The sequence below is a fragment of the Acinetobacter brisouii genome, assembly GCF_008993995.1.
Lineage (GTDB): Bacteria > Pseudomonadota > Gammaproteobacteria > Pseudomonadales > Moraxellaceae > Acinetobacter > Acinetobacter brisouii_A.
Genome location: NZ_BKNN01000023.1, coordinates 1 through 16872, shown reverse-complemented (window position 1 = coordinate 16872; position 16872 = coordinate 1). Strand labels below are relative to the sequence as shown.

General features: G+C 41.6%; 11 protein-coding genes. 10 read left to right on the top strand and 1 reads right to left on the bottom strand.

Going from position 1 to position 16872, the window contains the following annotated elements; all coding sequences use genetic code 11:
- Positions 1–4: 4 nt before the first annotated feature.
- Positions 5–2539, bottom strand: a complete 2535-nt coding sequence (locus tag GBN19_RS07570) for a penicillin-binding protein 1A (RefSeq protein WP_151777702.1) — start codon at positions 2537–2539, stop codon at positions 5–7.
- A gap of 169 nt (positions 2540–2708) precedes the next feature.
- Between GBN19_RS07570 and GBN19_RS07565 the strand changes: the two genes are divergently transcribed.
- The 10 genes from GBN19_RS07565 to GBN19_RS07520 all read left to right on the top strand — a co-directional run bounded on the left by GBN19_RS07565 (position 2709) and on the right by GBN19_RS07520 (position 16661).
- Positions 2709–3767, top strand: coding sequence for a pilus assembly protein PilM (locus tag GBN19_RS07565; RefSeq protein ID WP_151777701.1), 1059 nt, complete (start codon positions 2709–2711; stop codon positions 3765–3767).
- Positions 3767–4408 (top strand): PilN domain-containing protein, encoded by a 642-nt coding sequence (locus GBN19_RS07560; protein WP_151708466.1) that lies wholly within the window; start codon positions 3767–3769, stop codon positions 4406–4408. Before GBN19_RS07565 ends, GBN19_RS07560 begins: the two co-directional genes overlap by 1 nt.
- A complete protein-coding gene (locus GBN19_RS07555; RefSeq protein WP_151777700.1) occupies positions 4405–5118 on the top strand; it encodes a type 4a pilus biogenesis protein PilO in 714 nt (237 codons plus the stop codon). The genes GBN19_RS07560 and GBN19_RS07555 overlap by 4 nt, the downstream gene beginning before the upstream one ends.
- On the top strand, positions 5118–5642 hold the full coding sequence (locus GBN19_RS07550; protein WP_151777699.1) for a pilus assembly protein PilP: 525 nt from the start codon (positions 5118–5120) through the stop codon (positions 5640–5642). Before GBN19_RS07555 ends, GBN19_RS07550 begins: the two co-directional genes overlap by 1 nt.
- Before the next feature lie 14 nt (positions 5643–5656).
- On the top strand, positions 5657–7738 hold the full coding sequence (locus GBN19_RS07545; protein WP_151777698.1) for a type IV pilus secretin PilQ: 2082 nt from the start codon (positions 5657–5659) through the stop codon (positions 7736–7738).
- A 35-nt stretch (positions 7739–7773) separates the two neighbouring features.
- The gene (aroK, locus tag GBN19_RS07540; RefSeq protein WP_151708470.1) at positions 7774–8316 is read left to right on the top strand and encodes a shikimate kinase AroK; all 543 of its coding nucleotides are present in this window, start codon (positions 7774–7776) and stop codon (positions 8314–8316) included.
- A 17-nt stretch (positions 8317–8333) separates the two neighbouring features.
- Positions 8334–9413, top strand: a complete 1080-nt coding sequence (aroB, locus tag GBN19_RS07535) for a 3-dehydroquinate synthase (RefSeq protein WP_151708471.1) — start codon at positions 8334–8336, stop codon at positions 9411–9413.
- Between the two features lie 9 nt (positions 9414–9422).
- The gene (locus GBN19_RS07530; protein ID WP_151708472.1) at positions 9423–10205 is read left to right on the top strand and encodes a hypothetical protein; all 783 of its coding nucleotides are present in this window, start codon (positions 9423–9425) and stop codon (positions 10203–10205) included.
- A gap of 485 nt (positions 10206–10690) precedes the next feature.
- Positions 10691–15166, top strand: coding sequence for a glutamate synthase large subunit (gene gltB, locus GBN19_RS07525; protein ID WP_171494448.1), 4476 nt, complete (start codon positions 10691–10693; stop codon positions 15164–15166).
- 73 nt (positions 15167–15239) lie between these two features.
- On the top strand, positions 15240–16661 hold the full coding sequence (locus tag GBN19_RS07520; protein WP_151777697.1) for an FAD-dependent oxidoreductase: 1422 nt from the start codon (positions 15240–15242) through the stop codon (positions 16659–16661).
- Positions 16662–16872 lie beyond the last annotated feature (211 nt).

Here is a 16872-nt window from a genome sequence, read left to right as displayed (position 1 = left end):
ACGTTTAGTTCACTTGATTAATCAGTTGTTCCAAAGCGTCAGGATTGGATTTTTTAGTCGCAGTTGCAGGTTGTGGATTATTGAGCTTAGGTGGGGCTTTTTCAGCAGGAATGAGGATCTCCTCACCTGGTAGATCAGAAAAATCCTCTTCATCTTGTTTGCGTGTGGCTGGTTTTGCTGCAGGCGCAGGGCGATAAGCAGGGCGAGCCAGTGGTGGCGCAACACGATTTTCATTGCGATCAATCTGCTCAATAATCGTTTGACCATGAGAAATAGGTGCTTTGGCATTTTTGTCTAAAGTCACCCATGCTGATGGTGTGCCTTGTAAAGAGCGTGCCATAAAATTACTCCAAACAGGCAATGCGGCAACGCCACCATATTCTAAGCGTCCCAAAGTCGTTGGCTGATCAAAGCCGACCCAAGCAACAGCCACTAATTTCCCGTTAAAGCCTGCAAACCAAGCATCTTTGGCATCATTGGTGGTTCCTGTTTTACCCCCCAAATCATCACGACCAATTTTTAAGGCAGCGCGTCCAGTACCATGTTGAATCACATCGCGTAGAATGTTTGCCATATCATAAGCGGAACTGGATTTAATAATCCGCTGAGCTTGACGATAATCACTTTTAGTTGCATCGGCTTGTTGAGTGGTGAGCGCGGGCTGTTGCTTAAATGCTTCATCATCAGGTGTGGTGGTCTGCTCTGAAGCCGCTTCTTGATGATCTGGATTGATACACGAAATACATGCATATTCTGGATTGGCTTTATAAATGGTTTTGCCATACGCATCTTCAATATGCTCAATAAAGTAAGGCTCAACGCGGAAACCACCATTGGCAAACGTGGCATAACCTGTTGCCATTTGTACAGGAAGTACCTGCGGCGTACCTAAAGCAATAGTGAAGTTATTCGGAATCTGATTCTCCTGTAAACCAAAATCCATCAGTAATTGACGCGCGCGATCAACCCCTACGCTTTGCAACAAGCGTACAGAGACCGTATTTCGAGAAAGATAGAGTGCACGACGCAGAGGAATCATTCCTAAATAACGACCATCCGAGTTTTTAGGTGACCATTTACCAATCGTAATCGGGCTGTCATTGACCATCGTATAAGGTGTCATGCCACGCTCTAACGCAAGGGCATAAATAAACGGTTTAATGGTTGAACCGGGTTGACGCCAGCCTTGTGTTGCACGGTTAAAGGTCGATTGCACATAACTGTATCCACCAACAACAGCCTCAATAGCACCATTGTTTGGATTCATTGCGATCAGTTGTCCTTGTACTTTCGGAATTTGTACCAAAGACCAGACCGTTTTATTGTCATTTGGACGTAAGCGAACGATATCATCTGTTTTTACAATTTGAGCTGCGCGGGTAGGTGCTGCACCAACACTATTGGCGTTGCGATATGGACGTGCCCATGCCATACCTGACCAAGGAACGGTGACAATCGCACCATCTTTTAATTCGGCTTCAAAACTGTTCTTTTCAACTTTAATGACTTTTGCAGGGTAATTATTGGCATATGTAAAAAATCTCGATAAAGGAACACCATGTGCTTCAGCACCACGCCAACCATGACGACGGTCATAATCTTCTAGACCCTCTTGTACCGATTGTTCAGCGTATTCCTGACGTTTACTATCAATCGTGGTGTAGATTTTAAAACCTGAATTGACTGCCTGCTCACCAAACTTATCAACAATCTCGGCACGAACCATCTCACCAACATACGGATAGCGAGTTGAAACACCTCGGTCTGGCATATTGAGATTGAGAGGTTCTTCAATTGATTTTTGATAATCAGATTGATTGATATAACCCAGTTGACGCATACGTCCTAAAATCCAATTACGGCGTTCAAGGGCACGTTCAGGATTGGCAACAGGGTTATACTTCGATGGCGCTTTAGGTAAACCCGCAATCATTGCCATCTGCGCAATACTGAGTTGATTAATGTTCTTGTCATAATAAATCTTGGCAGCCGCTGCAATACCATAGGCATTTTTACCAAGAAAAATCTTATTAACATATAACGTGAGAATTTCTTGTTTGCTGAGGTTTTGTTCTATTTTGCGTGCAAGGAAAATTTCAGTCAGTTTGCGCTTTAAGGTGCGTTCTGGGGTTAGATAATAGTTTTTTGCCACCTGCATGGTGATCGTTGAACCACCCGTTTGAGTATCGCCCGTTAAGCTTTCACTGACCGCTCGCCCCAAACCTTTAAAACTAATGCCACTATGTTCAAAAAAAGAAGAGTCTTCAGCAGCTAAAAAAGCTTGAATAAAATGAGGTGGAATCTGCTTATACTCAACAGGGACGGATAATTGTCCGCCATATTCCGCAATCAGTTGATTGTCTGATGTATAAATTTGAATAGGTTTGAGCAAAGGTGCTTTCTTTAAGCTGCTCATTTCAGGTAAAGAAGGAGCGATGTATAAATACATGCCATAGAAGCCCATTGGAACTAGCAAAATAACAATCAGAAAAAACAAAAAAATTGGATGAATTCGACCTGAACACGATAGATTTTTCATAACAAGTAATATTTAATATGCAATGGGCGACTGAAGTTGAGTATAGCTGAAGCCCAGTATAGCCGAGAAGAACCTTGTTCAGGGTATTATTACGTTATTCTCCAGACGAAACCAAATACACAACACGGTATTATGCTATTCTAAATAAAAAATAACAGGAATAAACATTGTGTTAAGGTTATATCGTAAACCTAAAAAGGGGTTAATTGGGGTTGATATTAGTTCAACTTCTGTAAAAATGCTCGAGCTCTCTGTAAAGAGTGGGCGTTATTGTGTAGAAAGCTATGCCCTAATTCCTTTGCCAGAAGGCGCTGTAGTTGAAAAAAATATCATCAATCCTGAAGCCGTTGCAGAAGCATTAGAAAAAGCATTAGATGTGGGAAATCCATCTACAATAAATGCAGCTTTTGCAGTTCCAACTTCAAGTGTTATTCATAAAATCATCGAAATGGATGAAGATATGAATGATGATGAGCGAGAAATACAAATTCGAATGGATGCTGAGCAGTATATCCCATTTCCGCTTGATGATGTCAGTTTAGATTTTGAAGTCCTTCCAGACCCTGCATCGCGTCCAGGGCGTGTGAACGTTTTGCTTGTTGCAACGCGTACTGAAAACGTGGAAGCCCGCAATGAAGCTTTAATTTATGCAGGTCTAACCGCTAAAGTTGCAGATGTTGAAAGCTATGCCATGGAGCGAGCGTTGGGCGTATTTTCAAATACCTTGCCGCTTGGGACACGGATTATTGCTATTTTAGATATCGGTCACTCCATGACAACGTTGTCTGTTGTTCAAGATGGAAAAATTGTTTATACCCGTGAACATGTTTTTGGTGGGAAGCAACTGACTAAAGATATCCAGACTCGCTATGGGTTGTCTTATCCAGAAGCAGGACGAGCAAAAAAAGAAAGAACTTTACCAGATGATTTTGATTCTGAAGTTCTATTGCCATTTATGGATAGTGTCGCTCAACAAGCACAGCGCTCACTTCAATTATTTTTCTCATCGTCACAATTTAATGATATTGACCATATTTTATTGGCAGGTGGGACAGCGAATTTGCCGGGGTTAGCGAAGGTATTACAACAACAACTAGGATACCGTGTCACTGTCGCAAATCCATTCTTACAAATGGGTTTTTCTCCGCAAATTAATATTAAGAAAATTGAAGATGATGCTTCCTCTCTTATGGTTGCTTGTGGTTTAGCGTTAAGGAGTTTTGATTAATGTCAAAAATAAACTTATTACCTTGGCGCGATGAACTCCGAGAACAACGTAAAAAAACTTTTATTTTAATTTCAATTCTTGTTGCTATCCTTGGGGTGTTTACTGTTTTTGCAGCATGGATGTATTTTGATCAAAAACTAAGTGATCAAGAAGATGCTAATCAATTAATTATTTCAAGTAATCAGCAGCTTGATCAACAATTAAAGTCCTTAGATGGCTTACAAAAACAAACTCAAGCGATTGTTGAGCGTATGAAGTTGATTCAAGATTTACAGGCTCAACGCCCAATCGCAGTTCGTTTAATTGATCAACTTGCTCGTTCTGTACCGAGCAATATGTATTTAACTAAACTAGAACGTGTAGGTGATCATTTTACCATTGAAGGTAAAGCAGAGAGTCCAAATGTCGTTGCAGACTTCATGCGTAATTTAGGCAACTCACCATGGTTTCGTAATGTATTTATGAAATCCTTTGATTCTGCAGATAATACAACGAATCAACCACAACAGACTTCTGTTGTGCCGCGTGTGGAAGAGGGATATGGGAAATTTGTTGTGACTGCTGATCTGGGTCAAATTGCGCAAACTACAGAAGATCAAGTTGCTTCAGGAGTACAACCTACGCAAGGAGCTGCAAAATGAGCCAAGAACAATTAGATGAATCAAATGAAAATGCAGTCAAACCTGTGAAAAACAAGATGACATTAGATCGTTTTGTGAAACAGTTTAATTCCTTAGATACTGCAAACTATGGTGGATGGCCAATTTCGGTTAAAATCACCTGTTGGATTTTTATTTTTATTGTCGTTTGTATTGTGGGTTATTTTGTTTTAATTAGCTCAAAAATGGATTCAATTGCGACTGCGCAAGCTCAAGAAACCAATTTACTCAATGAATATCGAGAAAAAGATTCTAAGCTACGAAACTTACAACTTTATCAGAAACAATTGGTTAAAATGCAAGCTGATTTTAATCAGCAGTTACAGCAGTTGCCAAAAGAATCTGAAATTCCAGGGTTAGTTGAAGATATTAACGTGACAGGTGTGACAGCAGGTCTGAAGTTTAAAAATATTTCGCTTGATCCAGAAGTCAAACAAGAATTCTTTATGGAACAACCGATCTCTATTCAGGCAACGGGTGATTATCATGTCTTTGGACAGTTTGCCAGTGCAATCGCAGCTTTACCACGAATTGTAACAATGCATGACTTTTCTATGGTTGCAGGGCAAGATGACAACAAAAAATCTGATATTCCTGTGGTGACTTATACTGTTCATGCAAAAACTTATCGTTACCTTGGTGCAGAAGAACAAGCATCTGCATCTGAGCCACAATCAGGAGCAGCAAAATAATGAACAAGCGTATGATTCTTGCTTTATTGCCTGTATTTCTGGTGGTGGGTTGTAGTTCCCGAATTGATGCTGTAAATGAGGAGATGGCAAAAATTCGGAGTGAGCCAGCTATGCCAATTAAGCCAGCACCAACATTTGAACCTGTACCTTCATTTGAATATGCTGCACAAAACTTACGTAGTCCATTTTTGCCACAATCTCTATATACCGAGTTAAAGGTTATGGCGGGTAAGCGAGTTTATCCAGATTTCTCACGTCAACCGCAACCTTTAGAAAGCTATGCTTTAGAATCAATGTCATTTAAGGGAAGCTTACGTAATACCAATGGTCAGATTGTGGCATTAATACAAACACCAGATCATCAGATTGAGCGTGTTCAGGTTGGAAATTATATGGGCTTAAACCAAGGGCGTATTACTAAGATTACCCCAACACAAATTGATTTGGTTGAGATTGTGTCGGATGGTCGAGATGGTTATATTGAACGTCCACGTAGCCTTGTTTTAATTGGTCCAGCGGCATAATTTGAGGAATAATAATGAAAAAATCTGTAAAAAAATTTGGGGATATGCAACGAATGAAGCCAGTTATTCACCAATTTGCTCTAGGGGCTGTCGCAATGGCAATGGTGCAGATCGCGAATGCTGCTGTTGCCATTACAAATATTGTACCTATGCAAATTCCAGCACAAGGCACAGAAATTCGTGTCATGTTCAATGGTTTACCACCTCAACCTCAAGCTTATCAAGTTGAACAACCATCACGTCTGATTTTGGATTTTGATAAAGCTGCACAGACTTTAAAACAAACATCTATTCCAGTTTCAACATCTGAAGCAAGCTCAGTTGATTTATCTTCTGATCCACAGCGAGCGCGTCTGACAGTTAATTTAAAACAAGCAGGTGCTTTTACGACCCGTGTAGAAGGTAATACTTTTATTTTAAAAATTAATAAAGTTGCTTCCGCAGCACAGTCTAAAGTAGTGACTCAGTCTCAGTACACCTCTATTCAAGGAATTGAAAATATTAATTTTCAACGAGGAGACAAAGGTGAGGGTCAGATTCAAATTTCACTAACAAATCCAAATACACCAGTCGATGTAAAGCAGCAAGGTAATAAAATTGTTGTGCGCTTTTTAGGGACTAAAATACCAAGTTCATTGATACGTCGTTTGAATGTGAATGATTTTGCAACACCTGTTTCTTCGGTGGACGCATTTAATGATGGGCATAACGGTGTGCTCAATATTCAATCACAGGGTAGCTTTGACTATATAGCCTACCAAACAGATAATCGTTTGATTATTAGTGTGGCGAAAAAAGAAGAGGTTGCGACAACAACACAGCCACAAGTATTAAATAATAAATATACAGGTAAAAAAATTTCTTTAGATTTTCAAGATATCGAGGTGCGTCGAGTTCTACAGCTGCTTGCTGATTTTACAGGGGTGAATATTGTTGCCTCGGATAGTGTTCAGGGTAACATTACTTTACGTCTAAAAGATGTACCTTGGGATCAGGCACTTGATATTATTATGAAAGCTAAGAATTTGGATAAACGTAAAAATGGTAATGTTATCTGGGTTGCTCCTACTACTGAATTAATTAAATCAGATGAAGATCAAGCCAAAGCTTTAGCTCAACATATAAAACTTGCTCCACTAGAAACCGAAACGCTTCAACTCAATTATGTTAAAGGCGAAGATGTCAAAAAAATGATTGAGGATATGGATAGTAAAAAAGGCTCAACTTCGAACTCAGATGATCAAGGCATGCGTTCACTTTTAAGTAGTCGCGGCTCAATGATTGTTGATAATCGTACCAATACCGTGATTATTAATGATACTGCTGAGAAAGTTCAACAACTCAAAAGTATTTTAAAGCAGTTAGATTTTCCTGTGAAACAAGTCATGGTAGAAGCACGTATTGTCCGTGCATCAACTGATTTTACCAATGAACTAGGTGTGAGCTGGAGCTTAACTAAACCAACTTCAACTTCAAGTTGGAGTAATGGTACGTATACAAATTCAGGCAGTTTGAGTGTCGACTTGGGTGCAACAACTTCATATGGCTCTTTATCTTTGGGCTTATTGCGTTTGGGTTCAAGTATTCTAGACCTACAATTAGCTGCTTCACAAAGTGACGGGCAAAGTGAGATTCTATCGACACCTAAAGTTATGACGGGCGATAAACAAGAAGCGACAATTCGTTCGGGTGTTAAAATTCCTTATCAAACCACAAGTGCAAACTCAGGAACTACAACGACATTCCAAGATGCAGTGCTAGAATTGAAAGTTGTTCCAAGTATTACACCAGATGGTAAAGTTCAGATGAAATTAAATATTTCAAAAGATACTTTGGGAACATTAACGGATGCAGGTTATGCAATTGATACCAATAAACTGCAAACGAATGTCTTGGTAAGTGATGGCGAAACTGTAGTGCTAGGTGGGTTGTATGAAGATGAAAGCACGGCAACCATTAAGAAAGTACCACTACTGGGTGATATTCCAGTTGTAGGAACTTTGTTTAAGAATACCTCTAAAACAGTGACAAAGCGTGAGTTACTCATTTTCATCACACCACGAATTGTGGATGAAACTGTTTCTAGAAATCATTAATATAAAATCATCGCTGTAATTGAGTAGGTGGCTCCTTGCCAAACAAAGCATTCAATACCCTGCCAAATATTTATTTGGTAGGGCCCATGGGGGCTGGAAAGACAACTGTTGGTCGACATCTTGCAGAGCTTTTAGGTCGAGAGTTTGTTGATAGTGATCACGAAATTGAACGGAAAACAGGTGCTTCAATTCCTTGGATTTTCGAAAAAGAGGGGGAGCTTGGGTTTCGTCAGCGCGAACAATTGGTGATTGATGAATTAACTAAGCGTTCTAATTTGGTGCTTGCAACAGGCGGTGGAGTGGTTACTCAATTGCCAAATCGCAATGCCTTGCATCAGCGGGGCATTGTGGTTTATTTATTTGCACCTGTTGAAGTGCAGTTACAACGTACTTATCGTGATAAAAACCGTCCCTTATTGCAAGTCGAAAACCCTGAAAAGCGGTTACAGGACTTGCTGACTTTAAGAGATCCTTTGTACCGAGAAGTTGCACACTACGTGATTGATACTCATCAAGGTGGAGCAAGGGAACTTGCACAAAAGATTCTGAAAGATATCGCTGTTCATTATTCAATTTAATTTTCTTGGTTTTTACTATGCAAACGTTATATGTGGAGTTGGGTGAGCGTCGTTACCCAATTTATATTGGTAGTCAGCTTGATCCTCAAGCGTTGCTTGCGCCTTATATTTTGGGTAAGCAAGTCATGATTGTATCGAATGATACGGTTGCACCTTTATATTTGGAACATTATCAACAAGCATTGCAAAACTTGGGCAAAACTGTTGCACATTGTATTTTGCCTGATGGTGAAAAATATAAAAATATTGAACATTTGAATCTTATTTTTGATGCTTTATTGTCTTCAGGATTTAACCGAGACTGTACTGTATTGGCGCTTGGTGGTGGTGTGGTTGGGGATATGGCAGGATTTGCTGCTGCAAGTTTCCAACGTGGTGTTGATTTTGTACAAGTGCCAACCACATTACTTTCTCAAGTCGATTCGAGCGTAGGTGGGAAAACTGGGATCAATCACCCATTGGGCAAGAATATGATTGGGGCATTTAAACAACCACAAGTTGTTCTTGCGGATATGGCTCAACTCAAAACACTGCCTCCACGTGAGCTTTCTGCAGGTTTAGCTGAAGTGATTAAATATGCCTTATTGGGTGATATTGAATTCTTGGCATGGTTAGAACAGCATATGGATGGATTGGTTGCAGGTGATGAGCATCTGTTGGCTGAGGCTGTTTATCGTTCATGTGCACATAAAGCTCGAATTGTCGCCAATGATGAAAAAGAACAAGGCGAACGAGCATTATTAAATCTTGGACATACTTTTGGTCATGCAATTGAATCCTATCTTGGATATGGGGTCTGGCTACATGGTGAGGCAGTTGCAACAGGCATGGTCATGGCAGCAGATTTATCTTGTCGTCTAGGCTGGATCTCTGAAGCGGATGTGTTGCGTACAAAAAATATTATTCAGCGTGCTCAATTACCGATAAAATGCCCTGTGATTCCATTGGAACAATTTTTATCTTATATGTCTCATGATAAAAAAGTTCTCAATGGGCAGTTACGTTTAGTGCTAATCCGTCAACTTGGACAAGCTGTAATTACGAAAGATTTTGATGTTGAGTTGATGCAACAAGCCATTTTAGCGAATCAAGAATAAGGTACGATGATGTTAGAGCAACAATTGGCAAATACCACAATCATTCGTCGAGTATTGTTGATTGGTGGTGGTATCTGCTTAGTTGCGGCAGGGATCTGTGGGTTATTTAGTACGTCAAAGCCACTAAAGCATGCAGCTCAGCCTACACAAGAAGATGTACAACCGCAGTTTCAGGCGGAGAAATTGTCTGCGATCCCTAATTTGGGAGTGATGGTTGATGAAGTTCGCCCACTTCAACAAACCACACGTGTCGTGGCTTCAGGTCAGCATAGTGCTGAGTTTCGTGGTACACACTTTATTCAGACTAATATTAAAAATTATGCGCTTGAAATTTTTGAAACCAATAAAGAAGAGTTGATACAGGATTTTTTAGATAAGCGTTCAGATCGCCAAAAATTTATTTATTTGCGTTTATCGATAGAGCATCAGCCAGAACGTTATATCTTATTGTATGGTTTATATAACAGTGAGGATAATGCTCAAGAACAATTACAACAATTGAATTTGGGTTTACCGAAATCAATTCACCCTAAAACTGTCGCACTCAAAAATTATGCTGATTTGGTTAATGATATGGGGGCAGATGAGTTGTCTTCTAATCAGCAATTATATAATGTGAAGTTAAAACCAGCAGCGATTCCTCAAACGCCTGTAGTTCCAGTCGCACCAGCAACTTCTACGGTGACAACCACTGCGCCCGCTGTACAGACTACGATTACACGAAAAGATCATGAAGGGAATGTAGTTAGTGTAACGCAATCGGCAGGGATAGAAGCATCGGCACCTCATTAAAAAATACAAATGCACTGATTTTGTGCGTAAATTTTAAATGAAATCGCATAAAAAAAGTTCTAAAATAAGGCGAAAAATAAACAAAATGTAAATTATGCACATTTTAAGTGCATTTTTAACAAGTGGTAAAATCTGTTTTAATGCACTTTTTAGGCCTACTTAACTGAAATATATGAATTTTGTATGTGAAATGTACTATTTGGCACATATTTTGCTTAAATGGTGCATGAGTTGAGTTAATTGTCCTTATTTTGGAGCAAAAAAATTCAATGTGGGCGCATATAGCCTCTTGTCCAATCATAACCAAAGTCTAGTGCAGAAAGGCATATTTTTGTCATAAAAGTAATGCAAGATAACGCCCAAAGGGGCTATTCTTGAGAGCTGCCTGCGCACTTTTGCTGTGAGGTCTGAGGCTTAAGTCGCGAAGGGAATTTGATATATGTGATGCTCATAGAGCAATGTTGAAAGAAGGGTACGCTATGCACATGCCATCGCCAAATACTGTAGCTCCCGCTCAAGGTTTATACCAACCTGATGAGTTTAAGGATAACTGTGGATTTGGGCTTATTGCCCATATGCAGGGAGACGCTAGTCATCATCTTGTGAAGACAGCGATTCATAGTTTAAGCTGCATGACGCACCGTGGTGGGATTGCCGCCGATGGTAAAACAGGAGATGGTTGTGGCTTATTACTTGCCATGCCAAAAGCTTTCTTCCGTGAAGAAGCTAAAAAACTCAGCGATATTACCTTAAGCGAAATTTTTGCTGTTGGTACTGTTTTTCTAAATCTTGACCCTGCTTTAGCACAACATTCAAAAAATGTGCTCACCAAAGAACTCGATGACGAAGGTCTACGTGTCATTGCTTGGCGTGTTGTGCCAACCAATAATGACGTTCTTGGTGAAATTGCACTCGAGTCTCTACCTGCATTTGAACAAGTGATTGTGAACTGCCCGATGGGTGTGAGCGAGGTTGAATTCAACCGTAAGCTGTTCATGGCACGTCGTCGTGCAGAAGAAGCACTTGTCAATGATGCTTCATTTTATGTGACAACATTAAGCTCAAATGTCATTACGTATAAAGGTTTGATGATGCCAGCTGCGATTGCTGACTTCTATACAGACCTTGCCGATGAGCGTTTGGAATCTCATATTGTGGTGTTCCATCAACGTTTCTCAACCAATACTTTGCCACGTTGGAAATTGGCGCAGCCATTCCGTTATTTGGCACACAATGGTGAAATCAATACCATTACTGCAAACCGTAACTGGGCTTTGGCACGTACTCCAAAATTTGAAAACCCGTTATTGCCAGGTTTAACAGAGCTTAACCCGCTAGTGAACTTGACTGGTTCGGATTCTTCAAGCCTTGATAATATGCTTGAGATTCTGGTTGGCGGTGGCATGGACTTGTTCCGTGCGCTACGTATGCTTGTACCACCAGCATGGCAAAACGTTGAAACTTTAGATGCTGACTTGCGTGCATTCTATGAATTTAACTCTAAGCACATGGAAGCATGGGATGGCCCTGCGGGTCTAGTCATTCAAGATGGTCGTCATGCGATTTGTATGCTTGACCGTAATGGTTTACGTCCTGCACGTTGGGTGATTACCAAAAATGGTTACATCACCCTTGCATCTGAAATTGGCGTGTGGGGTTACGAACCAGAAGATGTGATCTCAAAAGGTCGTGTAGGACCTGGTCAAATCTTGGTAATCGACACCGTTACAGGCAAGTTGCTTGAAACCGGCGATGTCAACAACCACCTGAAAAAAATGCGTCCATACCGTCAGTGGTTACGTGAAAATGCGGTGCGTTTACAAGGTAGCCCAGAGCTTGAAGAGCATTTAAGTGATAAAGGCTTAACAGGTGACCAGCTCAAAGCAGCTCAAAAAATGTTTATGGTCACTTTTGAAGAACGTGATCAGTTATTGCGTCCGATTGCAGAAAGTGGTCAGGAAGCTGTCGGTTCAATGGGTGATGATACGCCAATGGCGGTATTGTCACGTCAAGTCCGTCATGTGTCAGATTTCTTCCGTCAACAATTTGCGCAGGTGACTAACCCGCCAATCGATCCATTACGTGAATCGATTGTGATGTCACTTGAAACCTGTATGGGGCGCGAACAAAACGTATTCGAACAGGGTCCTGAGCATGCAGATCGTTTGATTATCTCAAGTCCAGTGCTTTCAAATTCAAAAATGCATCAGTTGCGTACGTTGGGTCGTAAAGGTTACGAGATTGCCGACATCGACTTGAACTACCCTGAGTCAGAAGGTTTGGAAGCTGCGATTGCCCGTATTTGTGAAGAATCTGCACAGGCTGTTCGTGATGGTAAAACTTTATTGGTGATTTCGGATAAGAAAATCCGTGAAGGTTATTTACCTGCCAATGCTGTTTTGGCGACTGGTGCAATTCATCACCACTTAGGTAAAACAGGCTTACGTACCGACGCGAACCTGATTTTGGAAACTGCTGTTGCACGTGATCCACACCAATTTGCAGTGATCTTGGGCTTTGGTGCAACCGCGATCTATCCATACTTGGCGTATGACGTCATCAATGACTTGATTGCAAAAGGCGAATTGTTGGGTGACCCAATCCACGCCCAAGCCAATTTCCGTAAAGGCATTGAGAAAGGCTTGTTGAAAGTTCTCTCTAAAATGGGGATTTCAACTGTTGCATCTTATCGTGGTGGTCAACTCTTTGAAGCAGTTGGTTTGTCGAAACAAGTTGTAGACAAGTGTTTCACTGGCGTACCAAGCCGTATTCAGGGTGCAACATTTGTTGACCTTGAAAATGACCAAAAACAATTGGCAGATTTGGCATGGAAAAACCGTAAGCCAATCGACCAAGGCGGTATGTTGAAATTCGTGTTTGGTAAGGAATATCATGCATTTAACCCTGACGTGATCAATGCTTTACACAAATCTGTACGTTCAGGCAAATACGAAGACTTTAAAGAATATGCTGAGTTGGTGAATAACCGTCCAGTGGCAACGATTCGTGATTTATTTAAGTTAAAAACCACGAATTCAATTGCACTCGATCAGGTTGAAGCGGTTGAAGCCATTCTTCCTCGCTTTGACTCTGCGGGGATGTCTTTGGGTGCGCTTTCTCCAGAAGCACACGAAGCGATTGCGATTGCAATGAACACCATTGGCGGGCGTTCAAACTCGGGTGAGGGTGGTGAAGACCCTGCGCGTTACGGCACAATTCGTAACTCGAAAATCAAACAGATCGCTTCAGGTCGTTTTGGTGTAACCCCAGCATACTTAACTTCAGCAGAAGTCTTGCAGATTAAAGTGGCGCAAGGTGCAAAACCAGGTGAAGGTGGTCAGTTACCAGGTGGTAAAGTCAACAGCCTGATTGCACGTTTACGTTACTCTGTACCGGGTGTGACGCTAATTTCTCCACCACCGCACCATGACATTTACTCGATTGAAGATTTGTCACAGTTGATCTTTGACTTGAAACAAGTCAATCCAAAAGCAATGGTATCGGTAAAACTGGTTTCTGAACCGGGTGTAGGGACAATTGCCGCAGGTGTTGCGAAAGCTTATGCTGACTTCATTACTATTTCAGGTTATGACGGTGGTACAGCAGCTTCTCCATTGTCTTCAATTCACCATGCGGGTTCTCCATGGGAATTGGGTCTGTCTGAAGCGCATCAAGCACTTCGTGTGAATGACTTGCGTGGCAAGGTTCGTGTACAGACTGACGGTGGTTTGAAAACAGGTCTGGATGTTGTGAAAGCAGCCATTTTGGGTGCAGAAAGCTTTGGCTTTGGTTCAACACCAATGATCGCTTTAGGTTGTAAATACCTACGTATCTGTCACTTGAACAACTGTGCAACTGGTGTTGCAACACAGCAAGACCACTTACGTCAGGAGCACTATATCGGTGAACCTGAAATGCTGATCAACTTCTTCCACTTTATTGCGGAAGAAACACGTGAATGGTTGGCAGCACTTGGTGTTGCTTCACTGAAAGACTTGATTGGTCGTGTTGACTTGCTTGAAGTGTTGCCAGGTGAAACAGACAAACATGCACACCTTGATTTAAGTGCATTGTTGACTTCACATCCATCGGCTGAAGGTAAAGCACAGTATTGCCAAGTTCAGGGTAATGAACCTTTCGATAAAGGTGTGTTAGCTGAGAAGATGATCACTGATACACTTCCTGCGATTGAATCTGGTCAGGGTGGTGAATTCTCTTATACCGTCAGCAACTGTGACCGTTCAATTGGTGCGCGTTTGTCTGGTGAAATCGCGCGTCGTTATGGCGATTTAAGTATGGAAGCGCATCCTGTCATCTTGAACTTGACAGGTACAGCAGGTCAGTCTCTTGGTGTTTGGAACGCAGGTGGCTTACATATCAAACTTGAAGGCGATGCCAACGACTATGTTGGTAAAGGTATGGCAGGTGGACGCGTGTCGATCTTCCCACCAAAAGGTTCGCCATTCCAAACGCAAAATACAGCGATTATTGGTAATACTTGCTTGTATGGTGCAACAGGCGGTAAGTTGTTTGCAGCAGGTACAGCAGGTGAGCGTTTCGCAGTTCGTAACTCTGGTGCATTTGCGGTAATCGAAGGTGCAGGCGACCACTGCTGTGAATACATGACAGGCGGTATTGTGACAGTACTGGGTAAAGTGGGTCATAACTTCGGTGCAGGTATGACAGGTGGCTTTGCGTATGTACTTGATCTTGACAATGACTTTGTGGACTACTATAACCACGAATTGATTGACTTGACACGTATCTCAACTGAATCGATGGAAGACCATCAAGAGTTCTTGCTTCGTATTTTAGATGAACATATTAAAGAAACAGGTAGTGCTTGGGCGTATAAGATCCGTAATGAGTTTGACTACTATAGTCGTAAGTTCTGGTTAGTGAAACCAAAAGCTGCCAACTTCCAGACTTTGTTGAAAAAAATGAAAGCTGATCCTCAATAATTCCACTACTCAAGATTGACAGGCAGGTGTGATTAATCAAGTAGGTTATTCACACTTGCCCACGGAGAGAACAATGGCAGAGCGCCTAAATAATGACTTTCAATTTCTGGATGTAGCACGCCAAGATCCAGAGAAAAAAGATATTACTGTCCGCAAAGCAGAGTTTGTGGAAATTTATAAGCCATTTACTGCGGAAGTTGCCCAAAACCAAACACACCGTTGTTTAGGTTGTGGTAACCCGTACTGTGAATGGAAATGCCCAGTGCATAACTATATTCCGAACTGGTTAAAGCTGATTTCTGAAGGTCGTATTTTCCAAGCGGCGGAATTGTGTCATCAAACCAATACCTTACCAGAGGTTTGTGGCCGCGTTTGCCCACAAGACCGCTTGTGTGAAGGGGCTTGTACCCTCAATGACGGCTTTGGTGCGGTAACGATTGGTAATGCTGAAAAATATATCAACGACACGGCTTTTGCTTTGGGCTGGCGTCCAGATATGTCTAGCGTGAAATGGACTGACAAAAAAGTTGCCATTATTGGGGCAGGACCTGCGGGTCTAGGCTGTGCTGATATTTTGGTGCGTAATGGGGTTAAACCTGTTGTTTTTGACAAGCGTCCTGAAATTGGCGGTTTGCTGACTTTTGGTATTCCAGAATTCAAAATGGAAAAAGACGTGATGAAACGTCGCCGTGAAATTTTCCACGGCATGGGCGTTGATTTTCGTTTAAATACTGAAATCGGTACAGATGTGACCATTGAGCAATTGCTTGAAGAATACGATGCAGTTTTCATGGGCATGGGAACATACACGTACATGAAAGGTGGATTCCCGGGTGAAGACCTTGATGGAGTTTATGATGCACTTGATTTCTTGATTGCCAACGTCAACCGTTGTCAAGGCTGGGAAAAAGAAGCATCTGAATACATCAGCATGGAAGGCAAAAAAGTGATTGTTCTAGGTGGTGGTGACACTGCGATGGACTGTAACCGTACTTCGATTCGTCAAGGTGCTGCGGAGGTGACGTGTGCTTACCGCCGTGATGAAGAAAACATGCCAGGTTCACGCCGTGAAGTCAAAAATGCGCGTGAAGAAGGGGTGAACTTCCTGTTTAACCGTCAGCCAATCGAAGTGGTTGGTGAAAATGGTAAAGTCACAGGCATTAAAGTGGTTACAACTCAATTGGGTGAGCCTGATAGCCGTGGTCGCCGTAGTCCAGAGCCTGTACCGGGTTCAGAAGAAATTTTAGCAGCAGATGCCGTTTTACTGGCATTTGGTTTCCGTCCAAGCCCTGCAGACTGGTTTGAAGGTGCAAATATCAACCTAGATGGTTCGGGGCGTGTTGTTGCAGCTGAACAGCAACCATTTAAGTTCCAGACGTCAAACCCGAAAATTTTTGCGGGTGGTGATATGGTACGTGGTTCTGACCTTGTGGTTACTGCAATCTGGGAAGGTCGACAAGCTGCCGAAGGTATCTTGGATTACCTAGATGTTTAAACTCGCCTGAGTTGCAAAACCCCGACCAAAATCGGGGTTTTTTATTGCTCACAGTAATATATTGTGAGTAAATGACGTTTTTGGGTGACTGTTGTAAAAATAATCTTTGATATGCCAAACTGGCTTTACTAGTGAATAATAATTAAAAAATAATGCTTTAAAGAAGCATTGAGCAGTTTTGCAATTCAGTTTATTTTAAGAATATTTTGTT